The organism is Mesorhizobium sp. L103C131B0, from assembly GCF_000502275.1.
Taxonomy (GTDB): domain Bacteria; phylum Pseudomonadota; class Alphaproteobacteria; order Rhizobiales; family Rhizobiaceae; genus Mesorhizobium.
This window is the reverse complement of sequence record NZ_AYXC01000016.1, coordinates 100,588-123,377: the sequence shown is the minus strand read 5'-3', so window position 1 is coordinate 123,377 and position 22,790 is coordinate 100,588. Positions and strand designations below refer to the sequence as shown.

Genomic DNA, 22,790 nt, shown 5'->3' with positions numbered 1-22,790 from the left:
AAGCCGATCTGCTGCCCGGTTGCGCTCGCGTGCGGTCCTGTATCTCTGCCCGTCAACAAGAGGTCCATGGGCCGCCCTTGTCTAAGTCTTGGGACACATGCGACTCTGGTGACTGGACTTCCAAAGGGGGCGCCGTTTCATGTCACGGTACTATCTCTTCCCAGAAGATGGCGAGCCGCTTCGCATGTCTTTACGCCTGGTGCAGGGGCTGGTCTTCGAGAAGGATTTTCTGCCGCAGTTCGCGAATACCAGACAGCGTGTGCTCTGGGTGTGGTTGGACCACAAAGAAGGAAAGCCCACCAGAATCGGCCGCACAGAAGGTTCGATCTGGGTATTCGACCGGGAAGGCGGCATCAAAGGAGGCCTTCAGGAGGCAATGGCCCTTGTGATGGAATCCATAGCCGACCCGCCTAGCGGTGGCACAGTTGTCGAGCTGCGCCCCTATGCCGGCAAACAGAAGCTGCAGAAGGAATTCCGCTGGGAACCTTCCAAAGCCGATGTCGAGAGGGTGGTGGCTGATATTTGGCCCAAAAAAAGAACCGACCGTTTGAAGGCATTGGGGGGCGTTGCAAAGCGCCGGCCGCCATTGACCTTCGACGCACGGCACGCTCTCGATGAAATCTCGGGAACATTTTGGAAGATCTCCAGCTCGATCGAAGGCCTAAAGGGGCCTAGCCAGAAAGCCTTTGCTTTTGCAGCACGCGAGCGGGCGAGCACGGAAGCTGAGTATTCGCACCTCTATAGAGCGATTGCCGAGATGTCGGATTGGCATCTGGAGGTGGAAAAGCGCCATCGATCCGGCAAAGGTATCTGGTACGCCGTAGTGGAAATTTTGCGGTGGGAAGACCACACAGGCGACCCTGTTGGGCGACACTATGAACGTTGCGACAATCGCGACAAGGCGGTGTCGGCAGCACGTCGCTTGTTGGCCCAGCACGCGAACCAGTTCAGTGCCGATACCACGGTCGAGGCTGAGACCATCACGGATCTTGAATGGGTGGCTCGCGCTTATCCGGACCTAAATTAGCGGCTCGCTAGGTTCTTCATTTCTGGTGAACCTGAGGCTGACAAACTGGGCGCGATAGCCAGTCAGCGTCTCGAACAGTTTTTCCTCATCCGTTATGAATGCCAGAAAGCGATGTGGCAGCTCGTCAGATCGCGCCCAGACCATCGTTACTGGCAATAGGCAGATTGTTTCGGCAGCACTTTTAGCGCGCAAAACATAGTCATCGGCGAACTCGCCCGCCGCTTCATCGAGGGAGGCAACGGACGAAATCAGATTTGCGAAGATTGGGGTATTGTCGGTCCCCGGGATTATGAGAACACCGTCCGTAACCACCGAAAAATTGGGGAAGTTAAAGACCATTTCCGACCCGCGTGCAGATATAGCCCGGCGAGCCATTTACTTTTTTTTCAACCTTACGCCAGGCCCTCCGCCATTTTCGGCTATAAACTCGACGCCAGCTCCCTCAAGAGCGGATCTCATCTTGTCGACGCTGCTGACTCTGGCGTCTTGGCCAGCCTCAAAGCGGTTGACGGTGTTGCCTCCGACGCCCGCCGCTTTGGCGAGGTCCAGGGTGCTCCAATTGAGCGCAGCGCGCCCCATACGACATTGAACTGGCTTCATATGGTGTTTTTATCACCAAAAGCTGTTGACATCAAATAGGTTACAGCGTTACCATTAATGGTGTAAATATAACCATTAGGGAGATAGCCATGTCGCACGTCGCAGTTCGGGCGCCCGCCGAAGATTTGCCCTGTTATCCCCGCAATCCACAACGTTTCGGCTTCGTACGTGAACTGCTGATGCGCTGGAGTTCGCGTGCGGACAGGCCGTCGTCCGATCAACCTTTTGTACAGGAGAGTTTCATGAACCAACACGTCAACCGCCGCCATCTTGTCACCACCACAGCCGCCCTAGCGGCGTCTGCGGCGTCAATTGGAGGTGGTTCGGTAGCGGTTGCCGCCCCGATGGTGGAAGGCCTAAGCGTCCCGGAGCAGCTCCATCAGTTGGCCGTCCAATTCAAAGACGCGGCCACTGCTGTCGATTCCACTGTCTCGGGCGCTTGGTTCGGGAAGACGGTGGCGGTCTATGACGGGGACCAAAATGTTCTGAACGCCGTCTATCTGGAAAGAAGCCACGACGTATTCGCCAAGGCGCCGCCACCGGTCCCGTCAGAGGTGGCGACTTTTGAGGCGACGTTCCATGCCGAATGGAGGAAGCTTCAAGAGATGGAGCCGGTGCTCAGCGCGGCTGAGCGGCGTTACAATGAACAATCCGCCAAGCTTGAAAGGCCGGTAATGCCCGAAAAGACGGAAGCGGAAATCGCAGCATTTCGCCAAATGACTTTAGCCGAAATATCTGCGATGCCTCTCGACAGCACAGCGCACCGTGAACACGAGAAGGCGATGGCAGCATACAAAAAGGCCGATGCGTCCATCAGCCGGAAGAGTGGCTTCAGAAAGATCGAGCGGGCCTATCTCCATCAGTTGGACCTTACCTGCGATGCCGCTACCCGCCTTTTGCGTTGCCCGGCCCAAACCTTTGGCGACCTGGCCGCTAAGGCGCGGGTCCATCAAGTTTGGGGATACGCAAACAGCGAAGATATTGAATACGTCATGGCCGACATCTCGCGGATTGCTGGGAAGGCCCTTAACCGAGTGTAACGCTTGGCCATTCCTGCAGAGCCCGCTGGCGTCGCTGGCGGGCCTTTTTGCGCGGACGGGAACATCCCCGCTCCGAGGGTGTTCTGCCACACCCGGCTCGTTCTTCATCGGTCGTGCTGTTGACCAAGACGTCGCCTCACTCATCATGGTCGGCCGCAGCCTCGGATGCAGGCGCGGGCCATCCCATCAGAAGCCCGCTTGCCTCACGGCCCGGGGGCATTCCCTGCTCGGATCCGGTGCGTCCCAGGCGGGAGTTAACACTCTCACTCCGTACGGAGGCGAGTTCCTCCCGGAGATGATGCATGTACGCCCGCTCTTCCGCTAGACATGAGCGGAGCGACCGTGCCATTTCGATACAAACGGATGATTCCAAAGCGTAATTGCTGTTCATCGTCACGCCAAACTCGCTCTGAGTCTGATTGTTCCATGGCAGCTGAGGCTTGCGGTGACCGTCTCTGTAGGCTGCCGGCGCCGCTAGGGCAGCGGGCGCCTTTTGAATTGACAAGAGGCGGGCTGATTGACAACCTTTTGGATGTAATGCGCTTTGCCCAAATTCACACTAGAGAGGACTGCTGTGAAAAAAGAATACACGAAGCCAGTACTGACCAAACGGGGGCGTCTCAGCGCGGTGACGGCGGGAGGGTCGCCTAGTGTTGTTGTCTTGCCTGAGCCGCTCTAACACAACGAGCGCCCTGCACCAGAAGCCTGCTGGCTCCGGTCGGCGGGCCGCCGTGCCTAACCGCCGCCCTCTTCCGTCAATCCTGGTTCGTGTGGATGTCGGAGGGGTATCGGCCTACAGGATTTTGGTCACCATATTATTCAACCGGGAGTTCTCGCGGTAGGCCAAGCGCACCACAACGGCACCTATGACGCCGGTGATGCCACCGCCAACGACGTCGGTAAGGTAGTGGGTGCCAATGTAAACTCTCGACCAGCAAACCAGAAATGCCAGAACGGCAAATGCTGCAGTTCGGCGTGGCAGAGCTTGCATCGCGAAGGCCGCAACGATCGCTATGGTCGCGGTTGCGTGGTCGGACGGGAACGACCAATCGGCGCTAGGCGCAATCAACAGGTGCGTCACGCCGGCGTCGTAGGGCCGTACCCGGTGCACGAACAGAAGAATGAACTGGTTGATCGCCAGACCGAGCAAGAACGCCAGACCGGCCGACAGGGCCGCGTGACGGACGTGGTAGCGGTCGACTTTCACCCACCATTGCACAATCACAGCCAGCACCATGAGCGGAACGCCGATCTGTGAGACGCCGATCATTGCCCTATCAAGAACTGGGTGAAGCCCGGCTGCCGCGTTGATCCAGTGGGTGAGAGTTGCATCCATTCTTGCTTGCTTCCGTTGTTGTCGATCGCGAGGTGGAATTTGTGAAAGCAGTCGACGAACGCCGCATCCATCAGGTTTTTGAAGTCAGCGTCTGGCTCAAGGGTGCGCACGCCCTGATCGAATGCTTTGGCGGGGTCCTGCTTTATCTCGTCACCACAGACACAATTGCCTCTTGGGTCAATGCCTTCACCCAAGAGGAATTGACCGAAGATCCGAAGGATTTCATAGCTGGCTATCTGTCGCAGATGGCAAGCCATTTCTCCGTTGCCAGCAAGGAGTTCTACGCCTTCTACCTGCTCTCCCACGGCCTGATAAAGCTGCTCCTGGTCGTCGGCCTTTTGCGAGGCAGGTTGTGGTCATATCCGGCCTCCCTCGTCGCGCTGGGCGCATTCATGGCGTACCAAGTCTACCGCTATTCCTATACCCACTCTCCGGGCCTGCTCGTTCTGACCGTCTTCGATGCGGTCGTCATGGTTCTGATCTGGCACGAATGGAGCGTAATGCGGCAGCACAAGCCCGCATAGCGACCGAATTACCCGCCTCGGCTCCGTTCAATTCGCTGGACCGCAGACCAGCACAGAATGGCCCAGGCGGAACCGACGCACCAACCTGCAAGAATGTCGGTGGGGTAGTGGACGCCGAGATAGACCCGGCTCAACCCGACTACGACCGTCAGAAACACCGCGAGCGAGACGAAATACGCTTTGACGCGGGGATCGGGGTTCGCCTTGGCCAGCAATGCTCCAAGGGTCAGGAAAGTGACGGCGGAAAGCATGGCGTGTCCGCTTGGAAAGCTTGCTGTAAAGACCCTTGTGGCGTGTATGAGGTCGGGCCTTGGGCGATCGAAGGCGATCTTCAGGAGGGTGCTGATGGCCTCTCCCCCAGCCACGGCGGCCGCAACAAGCACGGCGTAACTCCGCTTTCCCGTAATCAGTAGATAGCCCACTGCGGCGACCGACACGAAGCCCAGGAAAGCGAAGCTGCCAAGGGATGTAACGTCGCGCCCCATTTCCTCCAGCCAAGGTGGGCCGATCGGGTTTGTGGGGTCACCGGCGCTGCGGAACGCCATGAGCACCGCCCGATCGAAACCCGTTGTGTCGCCCTCTAAGACTTCCTCCGCAAGGGCGCCAAAGCCGAAGACAAGGCCCCCGGCCACAAGCAGCGCGAGGATGGGCCACATACCATCCCTGCGAAAGCCTTGGAGAACGCCGCCGGAGTTGGAAGGTACCTTGGTTTCCATTGTGGCCTCGTCGCTTGTAATGGGGCGCCGCAGTAGGCGCGGACCTCGCCGGCTTCGATGATGATTTGTGTTCGGCAGCCGTCTAGCTTGACCTCATGGATCCAGCCATCACCGAGCGGCGGACTATTGACTAAGCTTTGGTTCATCGGCGAGATGGACGCTAAACGCATGAACTGACTCACGGGACCGCGATTCAATCAGCACTGGCTAAAATGGTTCCGAAACTGCTATCGCGTCGGCTGAGGGAAACTCATCCGGTGGATCTTTTTCGCTTCAGGAGAACTATCAGCAGCACGGTGCGCATTGCCTCATGCTGGCGGCTGTCAATTTCCACCGTCCAGTCGTCAGGGGGATTGTGCCACGGGAAGTCTGAATCGCGCAAAGCCTCGCGAAACGTCTCCGGGTCAATCCCCACAGCGTTCGCCATTTCTGCGGCGGTAATTATTCCGGCCATGCCACTCCCGATGCTTTGCGACAAGGCAGATAGGTCGATTGTTAGCAGGCTTCAAATACAACCCCCTGACCACTGGCTGGTACATGGTATCATTCCGGACCGTCTTTTCTTCTTGGAACCCCTTTCGACGGGCGCATAGGACTCGACGTTACCATTGCTTTTCGTAGGGAGGCTGTGATGGGTAACGTGGTACCAATCCGCAAAGCATTGCCTTGCGTGGTCGAAGCCTGCGGCGAATGGTCCGTGTGTGGCCGAGGAAGACCAGGAAATTACCCGATCATTCGTGCTTGAATCGTCTGCGCTGTCCTTTGCAGAAGGCCAGCGGATACGCCTGCATCTCGACAAGTTCGTTCGCCTATAAGAGAGGCTAAGCCCGATGAAAGACCGGTGGGAACCTGACCACCAGTTCGTTGAAAGCGCTCGCCGTAATCGGCTCCGAGCGGAGGGCCAACTGGACTCCCTGCCATCCACCATGGCCGAAACGCGCCGCGTCATAGAGGCGTCGCGGAAGCTCTTGAAAAAGATTGCCGAGCGCGAACACCCTACCCAGCCGTAGGGAATGGCCGGTGCAGTTGGGCTTGCTTGTGGGGGCTTAACCGCACCGGCCACTGCGGGAAGATATGAGGCCCCCCGCGCTGCTTAAGATACAGGCATATTAGCAACCGAGCAAATTATCTCGTAATGCCATCTTGAAGGCGCGGCCGCGAAGCCAACTTAGTTCCGGGAGAATGGGCGGAATCGGTGAACGCGATGTCGAACCCCGGTAGCAGGGAGCATCTTTGGGCTTTGGACCTTGCCGACCTGCGCAAGGAGTTTGGAAAGTTCGTTCAAGAGCGCGGGACAGCGCCTCTTGAGTGGAACGAGCACACCAAGCTGTTCCTTGAAGAACGAAGGAACGCTGCCAGGAACCGGACCCTGAGGCAGTAGGGGAAGCACTCAGACCGTCAACAACGAGATAGAAGCCGAGGTCGACGAAGCTGCCGTCGAGGGCCCCGACAAATGGCCATTTTGCCGTATGAATCCGTACGGTCGATTTTGATTGGAGAAAGGGTTCGGCGGGCCTATAAAGATGGCGTTTACCATTGCCTTATTGGGAGGATGCGATGGTTGCAACGCCCAAAGATATCGCTCAAGCGGCCACTGCGACTGCGGCCACCTTGCTGAAGTGGCAGAAGTCCATGGAGGAACGCGCCACTTTTCGCCAGAACATGGATCAGTCGCGCCGGGCCATCCGAGCCTCTCGCGAACTGCTGGAGCGCCTTCGTCAACGTCATCGCAACGACATGGCGCAAAGTTGGGAAGATGCCAATCCGGCTACCGTNAAAACGATAGATAAATCGACATGATGATCATGGCCGGATCACCAAGGTGACGAGGTGCAACCATGTTCTCGGTTTCGGGCATCTCAACGATCGGCCAGAAGCATCTAGGCTCGAACGTGTTATCATTATCTGGAGCCACCTGGCGCCGGCGCGGTTCTGCGATATCGGTGGCAAGCAGAGGATGGTCCACTAGGCTTGCCTCCGCCCATTTTGCGACCCTCGGTATTCCATTTTTCACGGTGGGATCCTCAGCAACGGCCGCCCTAACTTTGAACGCCACATTAGGTTCCGCTAAATATTGAAAACTTCGCCTTCGCGCTGTTCGAGCGGGCATTCACGTAGCGGATCGCCGGAGCAGATTGGCGCTAGGTTCAAAGCCTTGGCGGTACGGAACTTCCAAGCAGAAGTTCCGAGCTACGTGGTTTGGTAGCCGTTTTAGCACCAAGAACGCGCCGGGCCTGGCCGGCTGGGAAATAGGCACATGCGGCCGACTACCAAGTTATATACGCTCATGCTAATATGAAGGCACCACACCTTAATGAACTTAAGCAAAGGTGGAGCATGGTCGACGAGCCGGTGAGAACCTACGTTGTGAGCGTCGTTGAAGCGGAGCACTGGCGCACTGTGCTGACCACGAAAGACAAGGCCAAGGCCCTGGCTTGGGCGAGAGAGATCGGCGACAAGGTGAGGGTCGACGAGATCACCCCGCAGGTTGATGGCCTTTCTGGAAAAGGTCTGGGGCCGGCGCCCTCCATTTAAAACTGAACAAACCAGAAGGGCACCGAGTGGCGGCCCTATTTACTAGGGGACGGCGGTTTCATCATCGCGCGCAATTGCATCTTGTCGATCGTTGCGACGATGGCAGCCGCCAGTGCTTCCGCCTCGTGGATCAACTCCGGACCATAGAGCCCGTTCACCATCTCCTCGCTGGGCAGCACGCCGGGCGGGCAGTGTTCCTCGATTGTGCGCCGGATGAGCGTCAGCGCTGCCCGGCATTCGTCGGCTTCGATCTTCATAGCCATTGAAACATGCATTTGAGCTAAAATGTTCCGGAACCGATTTCGGGCCCGCGGCTTGAATCGCCGGGTGTGGGTCAGTGTGCATGCGTTTGAAGTTCATCGAGCCTTTGATGCCGACCCTTGTGGACAAGCCTCCCGAGGGCGATGGATGGACCCACGAAGTCAAATTCGACGGCTACCGATCGCAGATGATCATCGACGAGGACGGGACGCGGATCTACACCCGTCGCGGGCTCGATTGGACAACCAAATACCGCGACATCGTGGCGGCAAGCGCAGAGATCGGCGCCGAGAGCGCAATCATAGACGGCGAGATCGTCGTGTTGAACGATGCCGGCCTGTCGGACTTCGGCGAACTGCGCAAGGCGATCACGCGGCGGCAGCACGACCTCTATTTCGTTGCCTTTGATCTCCTTCACCTAAACGGCCACGATCTGCGCGACATGGCCCTGGAGGAACGGCGTGAGATCCTTGAAAGCATGATCCCTGCCGACATCCGCATCCAATTCAGCCAGGCGCTGCCCGGTGATGCAAAAGCCATATTCCACCTGATCGATGAAGCCGGCCTTGAGGGCATGGTATCGAAGCGCCGTGACAGCAAATACCGCAGCGGCCGGTCGACAGCCTGGCTGAAGATCAAGAGCTACATGGTGGAGGAATACGAACTGCTCGGCGTCGAGCGGGAACCCGGCAAGGCAGCCTTTGCGCTGATGGCAGATCGGAAAACGGGGCAGTATGTCGGCTCAGCGTTCATCAACTCCAGCCGGGCAATCCGCGAACGGCTATGGAAGCGCGTCCAGGAGCACGCTGGGCCGGCGCCGAAGGGCATGAAGCGGCCGGCGACACAGTGGGTTAAGCCCGGCATCATCGGCCGCGTGAAGCACTTGCGTGGTGAGGAAGATTTGCGGCATGCTTCTCTGCAGGACTTTCGAGAGGACGACACAGATGGCCGTGCCTAAGACCATTTGGACTTAGGTCTGATTCCTTCGCGTAAATGGCCAAGCCGCGAAACATTTCTCCTTCTACTTTGTTGCAGTGGCCGTGCCGCTGAGGAGAACATGCACAGTGCCTCTATCAAATGAACTGCGCGACGTACCNTTGTTGCAGTGGCCGTGCCGCTGAGGAGAACATGCACAGTGCCTCTATCAAATGAACTGCGCGACGTACCTTTAGAATTCCAATGCCCCTCCTGTTCACGCCGTATGGTGAGAAGGGGATCCTGGCTGAAAACGATTGCCGGTTTCAAATGCGATAGTTGCAGGTCCAGAGTGCGGATCGGCTACGAAGAGAAGCTGGCCATATTCGAGCGGCACCTTAGAAAGGTGAGCGCCAGCACAAAGTCAGTGAACAACCGCCCTTGTTAGCGGCCGCTTTAGAGATCGGGTGCAGAGGGTACACGGGCTTTTCCCCCTTTATCCTTTTTTCTCCCGGCCGCGCCACCGTCTATTATCGGCGGCTAGGCCGCTATCACCTTCTGAGCGGGTTAGCGATGGAGTGCCTTGGACGGTGAAAACGATTCCGGCATCCTCAAACGCTTTGCGGATGGCGGCGAGGTTGTGGGGACGCGGTTTCCTGAATTCGTTCTCAAGATCGCTGATCACCATCTCGCTAAGATTGGCCTTGGCGGCAAGTCGCACACGCGACCAGTTCAGTAGGGCTCGTGCTGCTTTAGATTGATCTGCGGAGGGTACGGTTCGGCTGGCCATACCAGTCGAACATTAAGTATCGCTAAAATGTTCCTCTAGACCTCCTGCGATTTCTCTAACGACGTGATGCCGGCCTCTCGGGTAATGCGGAGGGGTTTTCCAATAACTTTGCGGAACGCTGATCTGCACGCCGCAACGTCTTCTTATTCGGCTTGGTCTTCTCAACCAGATCTGGCCTTTTCGCTATCAAGTAGTCAGCTCTGTTCGTTCGATAGTCTTCTTTGTGGATGGACATTGCTACGACCTCCATTGTGGAGATCAACGCGGCTGGAAGCCGACACGTTCCCAAAAATCGCTTGTTCAAGGCCGAGCCGAACTGTGCACGGATGCCAAAAACGCGAAAAGGGCGCGGTTCATGACGGCGCCCTTTATTTGAAAAGGTTCAACTGTGGTATCCTACGAGTCTTGCCGACCATACCAGTCGTCGACGTCTCGCCGCACGCGGTCCTTCTCAATGCCGTAGCGTTCCTGGATCGTACCTTCGAGCTGATCGCGATTGCCGGCTATGCGGTCGAGATCATCATCGGTGAGCTTGCCCCATTGCTCTTTGACCTTACCCTTGAATTGCTTCCAATTTCCTTCGACGCGGTTCCAGTCCATGATGGCGGATCTCCTTTCGTTGTCCCCTCGAATAACGGTCGTAGTGGCCGTCAGGTTCCGCTGCAGGTAAGCGCGCCTGCTGGTGATTTAGCAATGGAACCTGATGCCCATCGACCGCTTGTGTGCGCCGGCCTTTTCCGTTTTGGGAACACAGCGGGCCTTTCGCCGTTGGGTGCAATGGAACAGCTTCGCAAGGAAATGCAGGTGCTCGCCGATCCGGGCATCTGGGTCGCGTTGGCGGCATTGCTGATCCCTTATGCGATCGGTGTCGCACTGCTTCTGCGGGTAGCCGGTTGACCGACCTGCCAGCTCTCGCGTCAAGATGAGCGGATTCCAATAGAAGTCGCCTTAACCTGGCGGCTGGGGGTCTTCGCGTTCGGCCATCTGTTCCAAGAGCTTCCTTGACGCAGCCAGGACGCGGCGTGTCTCGTCGATGGTCGTACGTAGGGAGTTGAGTTCGCCGACCGCCCGGCCTTGGTTCCGGCGAGCGCTATCGAGGTATGAATCGTCAGGCTTCCAACGGTCTGTCATCGGAATGTGCAGCCCGCGTCACCTCACACGTGACTTTCACCTCAAACAGCGAAATGCTGGTGCCGTCATGAACTTGGAAGGCGACTTGGCGGAATGTGCCGCCCGGCACCTGGTCTTTCACGATTCAAACAGTGCCCTTGCCGCCTCATCTTCAGCCGCGTCCAGACTTGCAAGCTCGGTGCCTTCGATGCCGTTGTCGGTTAGATCGAAGAAGAAGCGGGCCATGGTGCCCTAACAGCGAAGCTTTGAAAAGGTTTCCTCGATCCCGAATCACAGCGGCCAGGTGACGGCCACGGCGCCCAAGGGCATGAAGCGGCCGGCGCCGCAATGGGAGCATTGCCTGATCAGCGCCGGCCGGGCGGAAAAATCAGGTCCGCCGCAACTCAATCGATAGCTGATTCTTGACGTTGCGTCAGGTGGGGTTCGGACTACGCCTTCTTCGCCCGTTTCACCGGCGCCTTAACCTCAGCCTTCCGACCTAGACCAGACGCCTTCGCAAGGGCCGATCGCTTCGCGGCGTAGTTCGGCGCGACCATGGGGTAATCGCGAGACAAGCCCCACTTCTCACGGTATTCGTCGGGTGTCATGCCAAGTAGGCCAAGGTGGCGTTTCATAGACTGGAATTTCCGGCCGTCTTCCAGACTGATGATGTAATCCGGGAACACAGACTTTTTTGGATTTGCTGCAGGCACAAGCTCTTTCGCAGCCGGTGCGATCTGGCTGCTCAAACCTGACAATGAAGCGTGCACAGATGCAATCNGCAGGCACAAGCTCTTTCGCAGCCGGTGCGATCTGGCTGCTCAAACCTGACAATGAAGCGTGCACAGATGCAATCAGGTCGGGCAAGTTGGCAACCGGTAGTGGGTTATTGGCTACGTATGCGGAAACGACGTCCGCTGTAAGTTCCGCCAGTTCGACAGCATGGTTGTCTTCGTCAGTCATGTGTTGGCCCCTTGTCTTTGAGACCTCTCTAATCAACGCACTCTACGTGCGCAAGCTCACATGTGCCTGCGGTGAAGTTGCCACATGTCAACGGTTAGTCACCCTACGACATGCCAATATTCACCTGCCTACAGGTATCGCTCGCCCTCGTCGCGGTGCTTCAGGCAGAACCAGTGCGATAGCTGCCTCGGTCGGGCAAGGCCGAAGCCTCCATCCTCACCGCAGCCGGGGTGCTCGCACGCATGATTGTCGACCCGCCGTCGATCGCGCGGGGGCGCTGTCATGCCTTCGGCAAGCCGTGTTGGTTCGTCGCTCATAACGGGTTGATCGGCCCGACCAGGCCGGGATGGTCGTTGGGCAACTTGTTGACGGCGCTCGTGTTCACCTCACGTCCAACGCGATTGAACTGCAGCTGACCATCGATGTCGTGGCTTAGAATGTCCTTGAGGCTGTCCTTGGGCGTCGCCGGGTCCAGCCAGGCGTCATAGTATGCCTGGTCGAGAATGAGAGGCTGCCGATCATGCAACTGCTTCATCGGGTCTNGGGTCCAGCCAGGCGTCATAGTATGCCTGGTCGAGAATGAGAGGCTGCCGATCATGCAACTGCTTCATCGGGTCTGCGGCAGGCTCTGTGATGATGGTGCAGCTGGTTATGTCGAGATTGGAATTGTAAGCCCAAAGGCCGGCGAACGACAAAGGCGCGTGGCCTGGCTGGTAGATGTGCCAAGGGTCCTTCTTGCCGTCGGCCGGCGATATCGTCCACTCGTAGAAGCCATCGGCAGGAATCAGGCAGCGCTTTGACTTGAAGGCGTCGCGGAAGGCAGGGGCTGTATCGATACCCTCAATTCTCGCATTGAACATCGCCGCCTTGGGCATCTCCTTCGCCCAGAAAGGAACCAGCCACCAGCGCCCTTCGCGGAGCTTATGATTGCCATCCTCACCGGCAGTCACGAACGGCACATCCTGCGTAGGCGCAATGTTATAGCGCGGCTCGTCGTTGCGGCCCGTCTCCGCCGGCGCCGTCAGTCTGTAGAGGCGGTGGATTTCCGACCACGACAGATATTTGGTGTAGCGTCCGCACATGAAGCCTCTCAGTCTACCAGTTCAAGAAAGAGGAAGTTCTCCGGTATGGCGTCCACCGGCCAATTGGTGCAGCACGCTGCGATTGCCGCTTTATTCGCATCCATCCAGACGCTCGCCGCATTGTCTTCCTCATCAGTAGGCTCTTCGTCGGCCGCGAAGCTGGCATCATCCCTGCTTCTAACGCGAACATCCCATCCGCCGCCTGTTCGGGCGATATTCGCATCGGGCAGGGCGCCCTTGATCTCTAAACTGAGCTGCATGGCTCGCTCCTGTGGCTATCTGCCAACAGTGAACAAAATCAGAACATTCGAGTCAATCCCTCTTGACGGAGCAGGAATATGTTCCTCATTTTGACGCATGGCGCACGATCCGATCGACACGCTGGGAAAGGCGACCCGGCACAACATGCTTGTGAAGGCAGAGTGCAGCTGCGGCAACGTTCGCTACTGCCGCTCCGCCGACCTGATGATGGTCTTTGGTGGGGGCGTCGATCCGTTCCGGCTGAAGTTCGACTGCAGTCGCTGTAAGCCCCAGATCAAAATCACCTTGCTGGAGGTGCATCCCGAGCATCTGCCGAAGCGCCTGGTAGTTCATAAGCCGATGAAGATCGATGGCAAGGTCGTCTGGCGCACAGAGAGATTTCGAGGATAGGCCATGGCAAGGTCGAAGGGGTCGCAGCAATTATCACAGGCTGAAATTGAGCGCTTTGTGGCGGCAGCGGAAACGCTGCACTTGAGTATCATCAAGCCGTTTTTATCCCCGCATTGCGACCATTACCGGCAGACGCGTGTCCTGCATGAGGTGCTGTTGAAAGCCGTGCGGGAAGTCACCGGCAAGGAAGTGGCCTTTATTCAATGGAACGGGACGGGGCCGTCGAAGGGTCCAAGTCTCTGAAGTTCGCAGCATAGCGCCTGAGGCGCCAGTTGAACGAAACGCCGGCGGAGGCCTGAAACCCTCGCCTCCCAAGAGGAAAGAGCCGTCTTACAGCCTCGTTTCCGTCTCCGGGTACCAAACCACCGGCAAGGACGTTCCCGCCTCCCACGCGCCACCGGAGGTCTGTTTTGAGCCTCTTTGCCAAGAACGATTCCGACGGCTCCGGTTTCGAACCACTCGCCGGTGAGCAGACGCTCTCCGCGCTCTCTATGGCCGTGCATAGGCAGCAGAGGAGCGAACCCATGTCTGATCAAACAGTGCCCTCGTCGCAAGGCGGCGCAATGACAATCGACCAGTTCTGCAAATGGGCCGCGATTGGTCGGACGCTCGCCTACAGAGAGATCAGTGCCGGCCGGCTCCGATCGGTAAAGGTCGGAAAGCGTCGTCTCGTTACCTTCGCCGATGCCGTCTGCTGGTTAGGCGCGCTTCCGTCTTCCCGAGCCGATCTCTGACCTATCGGAGGGATTTTTTCCGCGCTTGTTACCACCGCGCCGAGTGAACCCTATCAACAGTACCTCCCCCGCTTGAGACATACCGAATTGATCACCGATCAGACCATCACGGGATCGAGCCTCAAGAGCCATCTCTCTCTCGCACAATTATCGAACCGGTTTCTCCCCTGAGACACAGGCCGGGCAACCAAGCTACCAAAGGAAAATCCATGGACAACGGAACCGAAACACCCCGAAAGATGAAAGCCCGGCAAGAGCGCGAAAAGGTCCTGTCTTGGGCCTCCACAACTAAGGTAACGTGCTTCGAGCTCAACGATGGCCACCATCTGAAAATAGACGACTTCAACTTCTTCCCATCTAGAGGAACCATCACTCGGGATGGAGGCACAAAGGTAGTCGAGAGGGGCGCAGAGGCATTCATTAAGCTGGTCTCCAGACAAGCCCAAACCTACCCATCGCTGACGGGCCAACGGCGTTTCCGAACCATCGGCTGAGACCCTGTGACAGCTCTTTACCGAACGCAGGCGAAATTATCGTAATCTTTCAGCTGACTACGTGACATACCTCTGCGTTTCCGTTGGCCCTTGTCTGCGTTTTTCAGATTCCAATCGAAATCCGTTCAAAACAGCCGGCCAACGGAGGCCGTACCTGGCCCGCCCATCGACTTGTACCGTTGATAGAACGCGTCGCTCCAGACGTCGGGCATAAGCGACCGCCCTTCGAAGAATGCCTGGTCGTGGATATCTGCTTTCCTCGCTTTACGAGAGATCGACCTAGAGGCGCCAACTCGTTTGCCGTGGATGTCGCCCTGCACCTCCGCTTTCAGTCCGAGGTACTCGGCGAAGCTCCTCGGCGGATTCCCTTCTCCGCCTGGAATAACGAGATCTTGGCGAAGGCCTTTTATCAGATAGCGGAATCGCCACCACTGCCTAACGATGGTTGCGTCCGAACGCATCTCCATATGGGGCTGCGTGTGAAGTAGATGGGCTGCAGCCCGCGCAAGCGAGACAACGGTTGTGCGAGCCCACGCCCTTAACTCTTCATGATGCGCAGCGGGAACGTAGTTTTGCATTTGGACATGTAGGCTAGCGCCAGCCGGCCGTTCCCAACTGTAAACGTAGACAGCCGCAATGTCTCGCTCCAGGCACCAGTTGCGGTATCGGCCTAGCCAGAGGCGGAACGTTTCGAAAATGTCTTCGTGCTTGACGATGCCGAGATAGCCGAAGTTGATCGTGATCTCGACGTTCATGATCCAGCCGTTCGCATTAGCGAAACAGACAGCTTTGTAGAGATCCAGAAACTGATCATAGGTGATGAAATTACGCTGTACTCGGACCCTCTTTCGTTGGCGCTCGCATCTGGCATCGTCGTAAAGCAGCGCGTCGTCTGAATCTCCCCAGATGGCTCGCTGTAACTGACTATGAAAATCGCGGCCATAACTCTCGCCGTAGGCTGAGATGCCAGCTTCACGGTGGCTGCGAGCTCGCTCTTCGCCAGTGAGTTCACTGTCGATTTCTGATGCGTCATTCATTGCAATTCCCGCAATTAGACGTGCGGATGGCCCACACCGATAGATATACCTCCGGCGCGGCTTGGAGATAACCGTGGCCTAACAGATCGGCCGGTGTGGATAAATTCGGGGGTTCCGCGAATCCTTCTCGCCATGTGGCGTGAAGGAGACGAAATGCTCAGCTACCAAAAGCCCGATCTACCCATTCCTCCTCGTGAAGTTCTTGAGCGCTTCGACGTTCAAGAGCCGCTCGATACCCGGTTCCAATCCTGTGCGCGCTTGCTTCAAGCCGTCTGGCGCGGCCGTAAGGGTTTCGCCGTCGGCAACTATTCGCGGGGGAAAGAAAATGTCCGTACCCTCGGGAGCCGTCTCGATTCTTCAGCCGCTCGGGCCGGCGTGAATTATCTGCGCCCCGACATCGCCAAACTCGTGCGGCGAGAATTGGCTTATCGGGAGCGCGGCGCCCTTATTGATGAGGCGAGAGCGTGGGAAAACCTGCTCAGCAGCTCAGCCCTCGTGTTCAATCTCTTTGGGCCGATGAAGCTGGATCTTGTCCTTGCCAAGAAGGTCTTGAAGGCCGCGTTCGGCATCGATGCCAAGCAGGTGGATGCCGTCCACTTCGAGACATCCCCAGGTCGAGGAGATGATGCCTATATCGGCGATCACACGGCTTTGGACGTGCTGATTGCTTACACCGGCAAAGACGCCAAATCGGGTTTTATCGGCATCGAGGTGAAATACTCCGAAAGTCGTCCGGGCACCGCGACACCCGTCCAGGAAAGGCACCTTGAGGTGGCGAGGCGCTCGAAGCTCTTTGTCGACCCGGACGACAATGCTCTGCATCGGGCGCCTCTGAGGCAATTCTTCGCCGAGCACACCCTCTGCTATTCGATGGTGCATGAGCGGCGCCACTTCGATCGTGGCGCCTTCGTGATTGTGTCGCCTACGCTCAATCACGAAATGGCGGCGACGATCGAGACATACCGGCGTTACCTTGATCCGGCAGGCGCCAATTTCCTTCCCTTCGGCGTCGTTAACCTGGAGAGCATCGTGGCCGCCATCAGCGACGCCGGCGAGACCGATCTCGCCCGTAAACTGGATGAGCGGTATCTCGACCTCAGCCCGGTCTACGATCTGATCGACGACTGGGAGCCTGACTTCAACGTCTAAAGTCTCGAATTGGAGTGGCCGGCGACGATGCCGGCTGCTCTGGTTCCAGACTGATGCGAAGTGGGGAACAAAGTGGGGACGCCCATCCGTCCGTCAGGAATATCTTTGAACATCAGATGTTTATCGGAGGAATGTGGCGGAGAGGGAGGGATTCGAACCCCCGATGGGCTTGCACCCATGCCGCATTTCGAGTGCGGTGCATTCGACCACTCTGCCACCTCTCCGCGGTCATGGTCGGCCGTTGCCGGCGCGGCGCACTAGATAACGGCTGGGCGGGCAGGTTACAAGGCCAAATCCGCGGGGAAATTCAGCTTCCTGTGCGGGCTTTGCCGGGAGGGCTGCGCCGCGGCCACGTCGGCAGATAGGCCAACCGGTCTCGACCAGAGGGATCGGGCGCGGCAAGGAGGCCGCATGGCCAAGGAATCCGGCCGTTTGCCTTGACTCGTACCGAACCTTCGGTTAGGGGAAGCGCGCAATCGGCGTGGAGGGTTCTTCCACGCCGCTTGTTTTTCGAACCCGCAGACTGACAAAAAGACGGCCGAACCGCGTGACGCGGCTCATCGAGGCCGACCGAACAGCGAAAGGCAAAAAATGTTCGCAGTCATTAAAACGGGCGGTAAGCAGTATCGCGTTGCCGCCAACGATCTCCTGAAGATCGAAAAGCTAGAAGCCAATGTCGGCGATATCGTCGAAATCGGCAGCGTCCTCGCCCATGGCGAAGGCGAAAATGTCACCTTCGGCGCCCCGTTCGTCGATGGCGCTCTGGTCACGGCGGAAGTCGTCGAGCAGGGCAAGAACCGCACCGTCATCGCTTTCAAGAAGCGCCGCCGGCAGAATTCGCGCCGCAAGATCGGCCACCGCCAGCTTCTGACCACCGTGCGGATCGCCGAGATCCTGCTGGGTGGCGCCAAGCCTTCCAAGAAGGCCTCAGCCAAGGTGGAAGCCAATGAAGTCAAGGCTGACGTAGCGCCCGAGGCGAAGGCTGAGGCCGCGCCGAAGGAAGCCAAGGCGAAGAAGGAAGCCAAAGCCGAGGCTGCTCCGAAGGATGAAGCCAAGACGGAGACCGCCGTCGCCGCGCCGCTGTTCAAGGCGCCGAAGGGCGAGCCGGACGATTTGGCCGTGATCAAGGGCATCGGCCCGGTTGCCGCCGGCCAGCTGCACGAGCAGGGCATCACCACCTTCGCCCAGCTTGCCAAGCTGTCGGACAAGGACGTGGCCAAGATCGACGCGCACATGCCCTTCAGCACCGACCAGATCAACGACTGGCGCGAGCAGGCCAAGGAACTGGCGAAGAAGTAAAACGAACCGGCGACAAGGTTGCCGGATCGGACTTGAAACGGAACGCGAACGCGTTCATAAGACCATTCAAGCGCCCTAGGGCGCATCGGAGTTAGTTAGATGGCACACAAGAAAGCTGGCGGCTCGTCGCGCAACGGTCGCGACTCGCATTCCAAGCGTCTGGGCGTGAAGAAGTTCGGCGGCGAAGCCGTCATCCCGGGCAACATCATCATCCGTCAACGCGGCACCACCTGGCATCCCGGCGTCAATGTCGGCATGGGCACGGACCACACCCTTTTTGCGCTCGAGACCGGCGCAGTCACCTTCAACAAAAAAGCCAACGGCCGAACCTACGTATCGGTCAACCCGATTACAAAAGCCGCGGAGTAGCCGGTTCCGCACTATAAAACCGGCGCCCATCTCGGGAACCGGTGTCTGGCCAAACCAGTGAATGGAGCCAGGAAAAGGATCAGGGGAGATGGGTTTTCCATCTCCCCTTTTTTCTTGCCTGGAGGACGTCGAATGGTTGCCGAAGCGGAAGACACCGAAGACGAAAGTTACGCGATAGACTGCCCGGTGCTGGCCACGGAGCGGCTGGTGATGCGCGCCCCGTGTGAAGCCGACATCGCGCAACTGGTCGAGCTTGCCGACAACCGTCAGGTCGCCGAGATGCTGGCCCGCATGCCGCACCCCTATGGCGAGGCCGAGGCACGCGCCTTCCTGGCCATGACCCGGTCGCGCCGGGCCGGCATCGCCTACGCCCTGACGCTCGCCGGCACCGACATTTTCGTCGGCTGCGCCGGCCTCAACATGACCGATCGCGGGCTGGAACTCGGCTACTGGATCGGCGAGCCCTATTGGAAGCGCGGCTATGCGACGGAGGCCGCGCACGCGTTGGTCGACCTCGCCTTCCAACGGACGTCGATCCAGGTGCTGCAGGCTTCGACGCGGGTGATCAATCCGGCCTCGCGCCGGGTCATCCACAAATGCGGCTTCCAGTATGCCGGCCAGGGCATGCTGAACTCGATCGTCGCCGGCCAGGTGCCGGTCGAGCGGTACCGGCTGGACAGAAAGACCTGGATCAGTCTTCGAAACTGGGTGCATTTCTAGGTGTTTTGATATTCAGGTGAGGCCGGCCTGCAAACGCGGGTTTTATGCGCTTCCGGTGCACGTACTTAAGTACACTCCGCTCCGGTTCTCGAAAACCAGTGTTTTCGGCTCGGCCTGACCTGAATCTCAACACACCTAGGCGCGTGCCTCCAAACGACAGGTTTGGAAACGTTGGTTGTGGATCGGGCTCAACTCAGCCCATCTCGACCCAAATCGGGAGATGGTCCGAACCGACCGCTTGCGGGTCGACCCACAGGCGCTTCAGCGATCCGGCGAGCGAGGCCGAGGCAAAGATGTAGTCGATGCGCTTGTGGCGGCTTGTGTCTTCGGGTCGCGTGGGATCGACCCAGGTGACGACGTCTGGTGTGTTCAGGCGCTGGGCGACGTCGACGGCGAGATCGGCGGTCAAGGGCATGCCGAATTCATGGTCCGGGCGGCCGACGAGTTCGACATATTCGGGCGAGCCGGGCAGCATGTTGAAGTCGCCCATGACGATGAAGGCTTCGGGATAGGGCAGGTCCGGCAGGCCGATCTCGGGAATGCCGGAGAGGCCGCCGCCCTCGAAGGCATAGTTCAACAGGCGCTGGCGCAGGAACCGGACTTGGCTGGCGCGTTCAACCGGACTGCGATGGTCGAGATGCGTGGAATAGAAGCGGATGAAGCCGAGCGGGGTCTCGACCAACGCCTCGAGTGCGCCGCGCTGGAAGTTCATCGCCTCAAGGCTGCGGCTCCGCGGCAAAAGCAGATTGCGCGACAGATGGATCGGCGTCTTCGACAGCACCATGTTGCCGAGCTGGAAAGTGGTGGTGATGGCGCGGCCGGCCTCCAGGCGCGAGCCGACATTGACCTCGAAATTGCTGCCGTAGGCGGCAAAATATTCGGGCAGCGCGTCGCCGATCTCGGCGACCATGTCGCGGTTGCCGTTCCTCGGATTGTTGCGGGTCACTTCCTGCAGCGCGATCACGTCGGCGCCGCGAACCGCCTCGGTGATGCGGCCGAGATCGTAGCGGCCATCCAGACCGATACCGTACTGGATGTTGTAGCTTACAACCTTCATTCCCGCGCCCCTCAAGCTCCGTCCGCGAACACTGCTACCGCGTCCCCGACAAAAGGGCATCCGGCGCTTTAGTCGCAAAACGGCCTCGCCCTTGGCCGCGCCTTGGTTTAGAGCAAGGCGCAAGATCTAGAGCAAAGCCGCAAGGCCAACAGAAACTGCGTAGTCCAATGAAATTTCTCGATCAAGCCAAGGTTTATATCCGCTCCGGCGACGGTGGCGCCGGCTCTGTGTCGTTCCGGCGCGAAAAATTCATCGAGTTCGGCGGCCCGGATGGCGGCGACGGCGGCCGCGGCGGCGATGTCTGGCTGGAAGCGGTCAACGGTCTCAACACGCTGATCGACTATCGCTATCAGCAGCATTTCAAGGCCAAGACTGGTGTCCACGGGATGGGCCGCAACATGACCGGCGCCAAGGGCGCCGATGTGACGCTCAAGGTGCCGGCCGGAACCCAGGTGTTTGCCGAGGACAATGAGACGCTGATCTGCGACCTGACCGTGGTCGGCCAGCGCTTCCTGCTGGCCAAGGGCGGCAATGGCGGTTTCGGCAACCAGCATTTCAAGACCTCGACCAACCAGGCGCCTCGCCGCGCCAATCCCGGCCAGCCCGGCGAAGAGATGAATGTCTGGCTGCGGCTGAAGCTGATTGCCGACGCCGGCCTGGTCGGGCTGCCCAATGCAGGCAAGTCGACTTTTCTGGCAACCGTCACCGCGGCCAAGCCGAAGATCGCAGACTACCCCTTCACCACGCTGCATCCCGGCCTCGGCGTTGCCCGCATCGATGCGCGCGAATTCGTCATCGCCGACATTCCGGGCCTCATCGAGGGCGCGCATGAGGGTGTCGGCATCGGCGACCGCTTCCTCGGCCATGTCGAGCGCACGCGTGTACTTCTGCACCTGGTCTCGGCGCAGGAGGAAAACCCGGGCAAAGCCTACAAGACCGTGCGCGCCGAGCTCGACGCCTATGGCAATGGGCTGATCGAGAAGGTCGAAATCGTCGCGCTCAGCCAGGTGGATATCCTCGACGCCGATGAGCGCAAGAAGAAGGTTGCGTCCCTCAAACGCGCTGCCGGCCGCGCGCCGATGCTGCTGTCGGCGGCCACCGGCGAGGGCGTCGAAGCGGTGCTGCGCGCGCTGATGGCAGTTGTCGGCGAAGCGCGCGACAGGGCTGCCGCTCCCGTCGAGACCCGCTGGGACCGATAGCGATGACGGCGCAGTCGCTGACAAAATACCGGCGCATCACGGTCAAGATCGGTTCGGCCTTGCTGGTCGACCGCACCAGCGGCCTGAAGCGCGACTGGCTGGCTTCGCTTGCCGAGGATATTGCGGTGCTGGCCAATGGCGGCGCCGAGATCCTGGTCGTGTCGTCCGGCGCCATTGCGCTCGGCCGCACCATTCTCGGTCTCGGAAAACGGGCGCTGAAGCTCGAGGAGAGCCAGGCGGCGGCCGCCGTCGGGCAAATTGCGCTCGCCGGCGCATGGTCGGATGCGCTGGGCAAGGGTGCGCTGAAATCGGGCCAGATCCTGCTGACGCTCGGCGACACCGAGGAGCGCCGACGCTATCTGAATGCCCGCGCGACGATCTCGACGCTGCTCAAGATGAAGGCGGTGCCGGTCATCAATGAGAACGACACGGTAGCGACCTCCGAAATCCGCTATGGCGACAATGACCGGCTGGCGGCACGCGTGGCGACGATGATGGGCGCCGACCTGCTGGTGCTGCTCTCCGACATTGACGGGCTCTATACGGCGCCGCCGGCGCGCGATCCCGATGCAAAATTCATTCCGGTGGTCGACCGCATCACGCCCGATATCGAGGCGATGGCGGGGGCGGCCGCTTCCGAACTGTCGCGCGGCGGCATGCGCACCAAGCTCGACGCCGGCAAGATCGCCACCGCCGCCGGCACCGCCATGATCATCACCTCGGGCACCAGGCTGTCGCCACTGATGGCGATCGAGCGTGGCGAGCGCGCCACCTTCTTCAGGCCGAGCGCCAATCCGGTGAAAGGCTACAAGAGCTGGATCGCCGGCCAGCTCGAACCGGCCGGGCGGCTCACCGTCGACGCCGGCGCCATCGGTGCGCTGCTGTCCGGCAAATCGCTGCTGCCGGCGGGCGTCAGGCTGGTCAGCGGCAATTTCTCGCGCGGCGACACGGTGGCGATCCTGTCGCCCGGAGGGCGCGAGATCGCGCGCGGGCTGGTTGCCTATGATGCCGCCGATGCCGTAAGGATCGCAGGCCTGAAGTCCGCCGAGATCGAAACCGTGCTCGGCTACGAGGCGCGCTCGGCGATGATTCACCGCGACGATCTGGTGGTGAGCGATCCGGGTGACCAGATACGGCCTGCCGGCCAGCTATGGGCCGGGGGCGACGTAAGCGGAGGATGAG

Annotated in this window: 28 protein-coding genes, 1 tRNA gene and 1 pseudogene; 15 read left to right on the top strand and 15 right to left on the bottom strand. The window is 59.2% G+C overall.

From position 1 onward, the window contains the following. Window positions 1–184 precede the first annotated feature (184 nt). Window positions 185–1,027 (top strand): hypothetical protein, encoded by an 843-nt coding sequence (locus X730_RS142255; protein WP_023827062.1) that lies wholly within the window; start codon window positions 185–187, stop codon window positions 1,025–1,027. Here X730_RS142255 and X730_RS142260 read toward each other — a convergent pair. After that, window positions 1,019–1,366: a hypothetical protein gene (locus X730_RS142260; protein ID WP_023827061.1), complete on the bottom strand. Its 348-nt coding sequence runs from the start codon at window positions 1,364–1,366 to the stop codon at window positions 1,019–1,021. The genes X730_RS142255 and X730_RS142260 overlap by 9 nt on opposite strands. Window positions 1,367–1,716: 350 nt before the next feature. Between X730_RS142260 and X730_RS142270 the strand changes: the two genes are divergently transcribed. Further along, on the top strand, window positions 1,717–2,667 hold the full coding sequence (locus X730_RS142270) for a hypothetical protein (RefSeq protein WP_155922488.1): 951 nt from the start codon (window positions 1,717–1,719) through the stop codon (window positions 2,665–2,667). A gap of 793 nt (window positions 2,668–3,460) precedes the next feature. Here X730_RS142270 and X730_RS142275 read toward each other — a convergent pair. Beyond that, the gene (locus X730_RS142275) at window positions 3,461–4,003 is read right to left on the bottom strand and encodes a phosphatase PAP2 family protein (protein ID WP_023827058.1); all 543 of its coding nucleotides are present in this window, start codon (window positions 4,001–4,003) and stop codon (window positions 3,461–3,463) included. Between the two features lie 2 nt (window positions 4,004–4,005). On the opposite strand from X730_RS142275, the gene X730_RS142280 reads away from it, so the two are divergent. Further along, window positions 4,006–4,527 (top strand): DUF2127 domain-containing protein, encoded by a 522-nt coding sequence (locus X730_RS142280; protein WP_023827057.1) that lies wholly within the window; start codon window positions 4,006–4,008, stop codon window positions 4,525–4,527. Window positions 4,528–4,535: 8 nt separating this feature from the next. Here X730_RS142280 and X730_RS142285 read toward each other — a convergent pair whose 3' ends face one another. Together X730_RS142285 and X730_RS142290 are read right to left on the bottom strand one after the other, a co-directional pair. Further along, window positions 4,536–5,183: a phosphatase PAP2 family protein gene (locus X730_RS142285; RefSeq protein ID WP_245261407.1), complete on the bottom strand. Its 648-nt coding sequence runs from the start codon at window positions 5,181–5,183 to the stop codon at window positions 4,536–4,538. Window positions 5,184–5,493: 310 nt separating this feature from the next. Further along, on the bottom strand, window positions 5,494–5,697 hold the full coding sequence (locus X730_RS142290; protein WP_023827055.1) for a hypothetical protein: 204 nt from the start codon (window positions 5,695–5,697) through the stop codon (window positions 5,494–5,496). Window positions 5,698–7,580: 1,883 nt separating this feature from the next. Between X730_RS142290 and X730_RS07085 the strand changes: the two genes are divergently transcribed. Beyond that, window positions 7,581–7,778, top strand: a complete 198-nt coding sequence (locus tag X730_RS07085) for a hypothetical protein (protein WP_023716349.1) — start codon at window positions 7,581–7,583, stop codon at window positions 7,776–7,778. 35 nt (window positions 7,779–7,813) lie between these two features. On the opposite strand, the gene X730_RS142300 is transcribed toward X730_RS07085, so the two are convergent. Continuing rightward, window positions 7,814–8,041: a hypothetical protein gene (locus X730_RS142300; protein ID WP_245261402.1), complete on the bottom strand. Its 228-nt coding sequence runs from the start codon at window positions 8,039–8,041 to the stop codon at window positions 7,814–7,816. A gap of 80 nt (window positions 8,042–8,121) precedes the next feature. On the opposite strand from X730_RS142300, the gene X730_RS142305 reads away from it, so the two are divergent. Beyond that, on the top strand, window positions 8,122–8,997 hold the full coding sequence (locus X730_RS142305; RefSeq protein WP_023827050.1) for an ATP-dependent DNA ligase: 876 nt from the start codon (window positions 8,122–8,124) through the stop codon (window positions 8,995–8,997). 453 nt (window positions 8,998–9,450) lie between these two features. On the opposite strand, the gene X730_RS1000000166540 is transcribed toward X730_RS142305, so the two are convergent. Both X730_RS1000000166540 and X730_RS142310 read right to left on the bottom strand, forming a co-directional pair. Continuing rightward, entirely contained in the window at window positions 9,451–9,744 is a 294-nt protein-coding gene (locus tag X730_RS1000000166540; RefSeq protein WP_081731621.1) for a helix-turn-helix transcriptional regulator, read from the bottom strand. A gap of 396 nt (window positions 9,745–10,140) precedes the next feature. Continuing rightward, on the bottom strand, window positions 10,141–10,344 hold the full coding sequence (locus tag X730_RS142310; RefSeq protein ID WP_023673385.1) for a CsbD family protein: 204 nt from the start codon (window positions 10,342–10,344) through the stop codon (window positions 10,141–10,143). 93 nt (window positions 10,345–10,437) lie between these two features. Between X730_RS142310 and X730_RS1000000167660 the strand changes: the two genes are divergently transcribed. Next, window positions 10,438–10,641, top strand: a complete 204-nt coding sequence (locus X730_RS1000000167660; RefSeq protein ID WP_155922487.1) for a hypothetical protein — start codon at window positions 10,438–10,440, stop codon at window positions 10,639–10,641. Between the two features lie 662 nt (window positions 10,642–11,303). Here the strand turns inward: X730_RS1000000167660 and X730_RS01000000164695 are convergent. The 5 genes and pseudogenes from X730_RS01000000164695 to X730_RS142325 form a co-directional block, all read right to left on the bottom strand. Further along, the gene (locus tag X730_RS01000000164695; RefSeq protein ID WP_280815946.1) at window positions 11,304–11,624 is read right to left on the bottom strand and encodes a MucR family transcriptional regulator; all 321 of its coding nucleotides are present in this window, start codon (window positions 11,622–11,624) and stop codon (window positions 11,304–11,306) included. Window positions 11,625–11,670: 46 nt separating this feature from the next. Next, a pseudogene (locus X730_RS1000000167655) lies at window positions 11,671–11,817 on the bottom strand (MucR family transcriptional regulator); the annotation flags it as partial. Between the two features lie 313 nt (window positions 11,818–12,130). Then, window positions 12,131–12,352 (bottom strand): SOS response-associated peptidase family protein, encoded by a 222-nt coding sequence (locus X730_RS1000000169125; RefSeq protein WP_023827048.1) that lies wholly within the window; start codon window positions 12,350–12,352, stop codon window positions 12,131–12,133. Then, entirely contained in the window at window positions 12,336–12,899 is a 564-nt protein-coding gene (locus X730_RS142320; RefSeq protein WP_023827047.1) for an SOS response-associated peptidase, read from the bottom strand. The genes X730_RS1000000169125 and X730_RS142320 overlap by 17 nt, the downstream gene beginning before the upstream one ends. 8 nt (window positions 12,900–12,907) lie before the next feature. Next, the gene (locus tag X730_RS142325) at window positions 12,908–13,159 is read right to left on the bottom strand and encodes a hypothetical protein (RefSeq protein WP_023827046.1); all 252 of its coding nucleotides are present in this window, start codon (window positions 13,157–13,159) and stop codon (window positions 12,908–12,910) included. 97 nt (window positions 13,160–13,256) lie between these two features. Here X730_RS142325 and X730_RS142330 point away from each other — a divergent pair, with 97 nt between their 5' ends. The 3 genes from X730_RS142330 (at window position 13,257) to X730_RS1000000168230 (ending at window position 14,284) form a co-directional block, all read left to right on the top strand. Continuing rightward, window positions 13,257–13,550 (top strand): hypothetical protein, encoded by a 294-nt coding sequence (locus X730_RS142330; RefSeq protein ID WP_023827045.1) that lies wholly within the window; start codon window positions 13,257–13,259, stop codon window positions 13,548–13,550. A 3-nt stretch (window positions 13,551–13,553) separates the two neighbouring features. Beyond that, the gene (locus tag X730_RS142335; RefSeq protein WP_023827044.1) at window positions 13,554–13,793 is read left to right on the top strand and encodes a hypothetical protein; all 240 of its coding nucleotides are present in this window, start codon (window positions 13,554–13,556) and stop codon (window positions 13,791–13,793) included. 167 nt (window positions 13,794–13,960) lie between these two features. Next, window positions 13,961–14,284, top strand: a complete 324-nt coding sequence (locus tag X730_RS1000000168230; protein ID WP_023827043.1) for a hypothetical protein — start codon at window positions 13,961–13,963, stop codon at window positions 14,282–14,284. 619 nt (window positions 14,285–14,903) lie between these two features. Here the strand turns inward: X730_RS1000000168230 and X730_RS142345 are convergent. Next, window positions 14,904–15,815: a hypothetical protein gene (locus X730_RS142345; RefSeq protein WP_023827041.1), complete on the bottom strand. Its 912-nt coding sequence runs from the start codon at window positions 15,813–15,815 to the stop codon at window positions 14,904–14,906. Window positions 15,816–15,968: 153 nt separating this feature from the next. Between X730_RS142345 and X730_RS0134250 the strand changes: the two genes are divergently transcribed. Next, window positions 15,969–16,964: a hypothetical protein gene (locus X730_RS0134250; protein ID WP_155922485.1), complete on the top strand. Its 996-nt coding sequence runs from the start codon at window positions 15,969–15,971 to the stop codon at window positions 16,962–16,964. 134 nt (window positions 16,965–17,098) lie between these two features. Here the strand turns inward: X730_RS0134250 and X730_RS142350 are convergent. Beyond that, window positions 17,099–17,188, bottom strand: a tRNA-Ser gene (locus X730_RS142350). Window positions 17,189–17,555: 367 nt separating this feature from the next. On the opposite strand from X730_RS142350, the gene X730_RS142355 reads away from it, so the two are divergent. From X730_RS142355 to X730_RS142365, 3 genes are all read left to right on the top strand, one after another. After that, complete coding sequence (locus X730_RS142355; RefSeq protein WP_023688900.1) at window positions 17,556–18,263, top strand: 50S ribosomal protein L21; 708 nt, start codon at window positions 17,556–17,558, stop codon at window positions 18,261–18,263. Between the two features lie 99 nt (window positions 18,264–18,362). Next, the gene (gene rpmA, locus X730_RS142360; protein WP_015315190.1) at window positions 18,363–18,632 is read left to right on the top strand and encodes a 50S ribosomal protein L27; all 270 of its coding nucleotides are present in this window, start codon (window positions 18,363–18,365) and stop codon (window positions 18,630–18,632) included. Window positions 18,633–18,764: 132 nt separating this feature from the next. Further along, the gene (locus X730_RS142365) at window positions 18,765–19,352 is read left to right on the top strand and encodes a GNAT family N-acetyltransferase (RefSeq protein WP_023827039.1); all 588 of its coding nucleotides are present in this window, start codon (window positions 18,765–18,767) and stop codon (window positions 19,350–19,352) included. 193 nt (window positions 19,353–19,545) lie between these two features. Here the strand turns inward: X730_RS142365 and X730_RS142370 are convergent, their stop codons facing one another. After that, a complete protein-coding gene (locus X730_RS142370) occupies window positions 19,546–20,409 on the bottom strand; it encodes an endonuclease/exonuclease/phosphatase family protein (RefSeq protein WP_023827038.1) in 864 nt (287 codons plus the stop codon). 167 nt (window positions 20,410–20,576) lie between these two features. On the opposite strand from X730_RS142370, the gene obgE reads away from it, so the two are divergent. Both obgE and proB read left to right on the top strand, forming a co-directional pair. Then, on the top strand, window positions 20,577–21,608 hold the full coding sequence (obgE, locus tag X730_RS142375; protein WP_023668691.1) for a GTPase ObgE: 1,032 nt from the start codon (window positions 20,577–20,579) through the stop codon (window positions 21,606–21,608). Window positions 21,609–21,610: 2 nt separating this feature from the next. Then, complete coding sequence (proB, locus tag X730_RS142380) at window positions 21,611–22,789, top strand: glutamate 5-kinase (RefSeq protein WP_023827037.1); 1,179 nt, start codon at window positions 21,611–21,613, stop codon at window positions 22,787–22,789. Window position 22,790: the final 1 nt, after the last annotated feature.

What these genes read in the sequence shown, in the direction of transcription:
- X730_RS142255 (WP_023827062.1), top strand. Translation starts at nt 185, where the DNA reads ATGTCTTTACGCCTGGTGCAGGGGCTGGTCTTCGAGAAGGATTTTCTG.
- X730_RS142260 (WP_023827061.1), bottom strand. Translation starts at nt 1,366, where the DNA reads ATGGTCTTTAACTTCCCCAATTTTTCGGTGGTTACGGACGGTGTTCTC.
- X730_RS142270 (WP_155922488.1), top strand. Translation starts at nt 1,717, where the DNA reads ATGTCGCACGTCGCAGTTCGGGCGCCCGCCGAAGATTTGCCCTGTTAT.
- X730_RS142275 (WP_023827058.1), bottom strand. Translation starts at nt 4,003, where the DNA reads ATGGATGCAACTCTCACCCACTGGATCAACGCGGCAGCCGGGCTTCAC.
- X730_RS142285 (WP_245261407.1), bottom strand. Translation starts at nt 5,183, where the DNA reads ATGTGGCCCATCCTCGCGCTGCTTGTGGCCGGGGGCCTTGTCTTCGGC.
- X730_RS142290 (WP_023827055.1), bottom strand. Translation starts at nt 5,697, where the DNA reads ATGGCCGGAATAATTACCGCCGCAGAAATGGCGAACGCTGTGGGGATT.
- X730_RS07085 (WP_023716349.1), top strand. Translation starts at nt 7,581, where the DNA reads ATGGTCGACGAGCCGGTGAGAACCTACGTTGTGAGCGTCGTTGAAGCG.
- X730_RS142300 (WP_245261402.1), bottom strand. Translation starts at nt 8,041, where the DNA reads ATGGCTATGAAGATCGAAGCCGACGAATGCCGGGCAGCGCTGACGCTC.
- X730_RS142305 (WP_023827050.1), top strand. Translation starts at nt 8,122, where the DNA reads ATGCGTTTGAAGTTCATCGAGCCTTTGATGCCGACCCTTGTGGACAAG.
- X730_RS1000000166540 (WP_081731621.1), bottom strand. Translation starts at nt 9,744, where the DNA reads ATGGCCAGCCGAACCGTACCCTCCGCAGATCAATCTAAAGCAGCACGA.
- X730_RS142310 (WP_023673385.1), bottom strand. Translation starts at nt 10,344, where the DNA reads ATGGACTGGAACCGCGTCGAAGGAAATTGGAAGCAATTCAAGGGTAAG.
- X730_RS1000000167660 (WP_155922487.1), top strand. Translation starts at nt 10,438, where the DNA reads ATGGAACCTGATGCCCATCGACCGCTTGTGTGCGCCGGCCTTTTCCGT.
- X730_RS1000000169125 (WP_023827048.1), bottom strand. Translation starts at nt 12,352, where the DNA reads ATGAAGCAGTTGCATGATCGGCAGCCTCTCATTCTCGACCAGGCATAC.
- X730_RS142325 (WP_023827046.1), bottom strand. Translation starts at nt 13,159, where the DNA reads ATGCAGCTCAGTTTAGAGATCAAGGGCGCCCTGCCCGATGCGAATATC.
- X730_RS142330 (WP_023827045.1), top strand. Translation starts at nt 13,257, where the DNA reads ATGGCGCACGATCCGATCGACACGCTGGGAAAGGCGACCCGGCACAAC.
- X730_RS142335 (WP_023827044.1), top strand. Translation starts at nt 13,554, where the DNA reads ATGGCAAGGTCGAAGGGGTCGCAGCAATTATCACAGGCTGAAATTGAG.
- X730_RS142345 (WP_023827041.1), bottom strand. Translation starts at nt 15,815, where the DNA reads ATGAATGACGCATCAGAAATCGACAGTGAACTCACTGGCGAAGAGCGA.
- X730_RS0134250 (WP_155922485.1), top strand. Translation starts at nt 15,969, where the DNA reads ATGCTCAGCTACCAAAAGCCCGATCTACCCATTCCTCCTCGTGAAGTT.
- X730_RS142355 (WP_023688900.1), top strand. Translation starts at nt 17,556, where the DNA reads ATGTTCGCAGTCATTAAAACGGGCGGTAAGCAGTATCGCGTTGCCGCC.
- rpmA (WP_015315190.1), top strand. Translation starts at nt 18,363, where the DNA reads ATGGCACACAAGAAAGCTGGCGGCTCGTCGCGCAACGGTCGCGACTCG.
- X730_RS142365 (WP_023827039.1), top strand. Translation starts at nt 18,765, where the DNA reads ATGGTTGCCGAAGCGGAAGACACCGAAGACGAAAGTTACGCGATAGAC.
- X730_RS142370 (WP_023827038.1), bottom strand. Translation starts at nt 20,409, where the DNA reads ATGAAGGTTGTAAGCTACAACATCCAGTACGGTATCGGTCTGGATGGC.
- obgE (WP_023668691.1), top strand. Translation starts at nt 20,577, where the DNA reads ATGAAATTTCTCGATCAAGCCAAGGTTTATATCCGCTCCGGCGACGGT.
- proB (WP_023827037.1), top strand. Translation starts at nt 21,611, where the DNA reads ATGACGGCGCAGTCGCTGACAAAATACCGGCGCATCACGGTCAAGATC.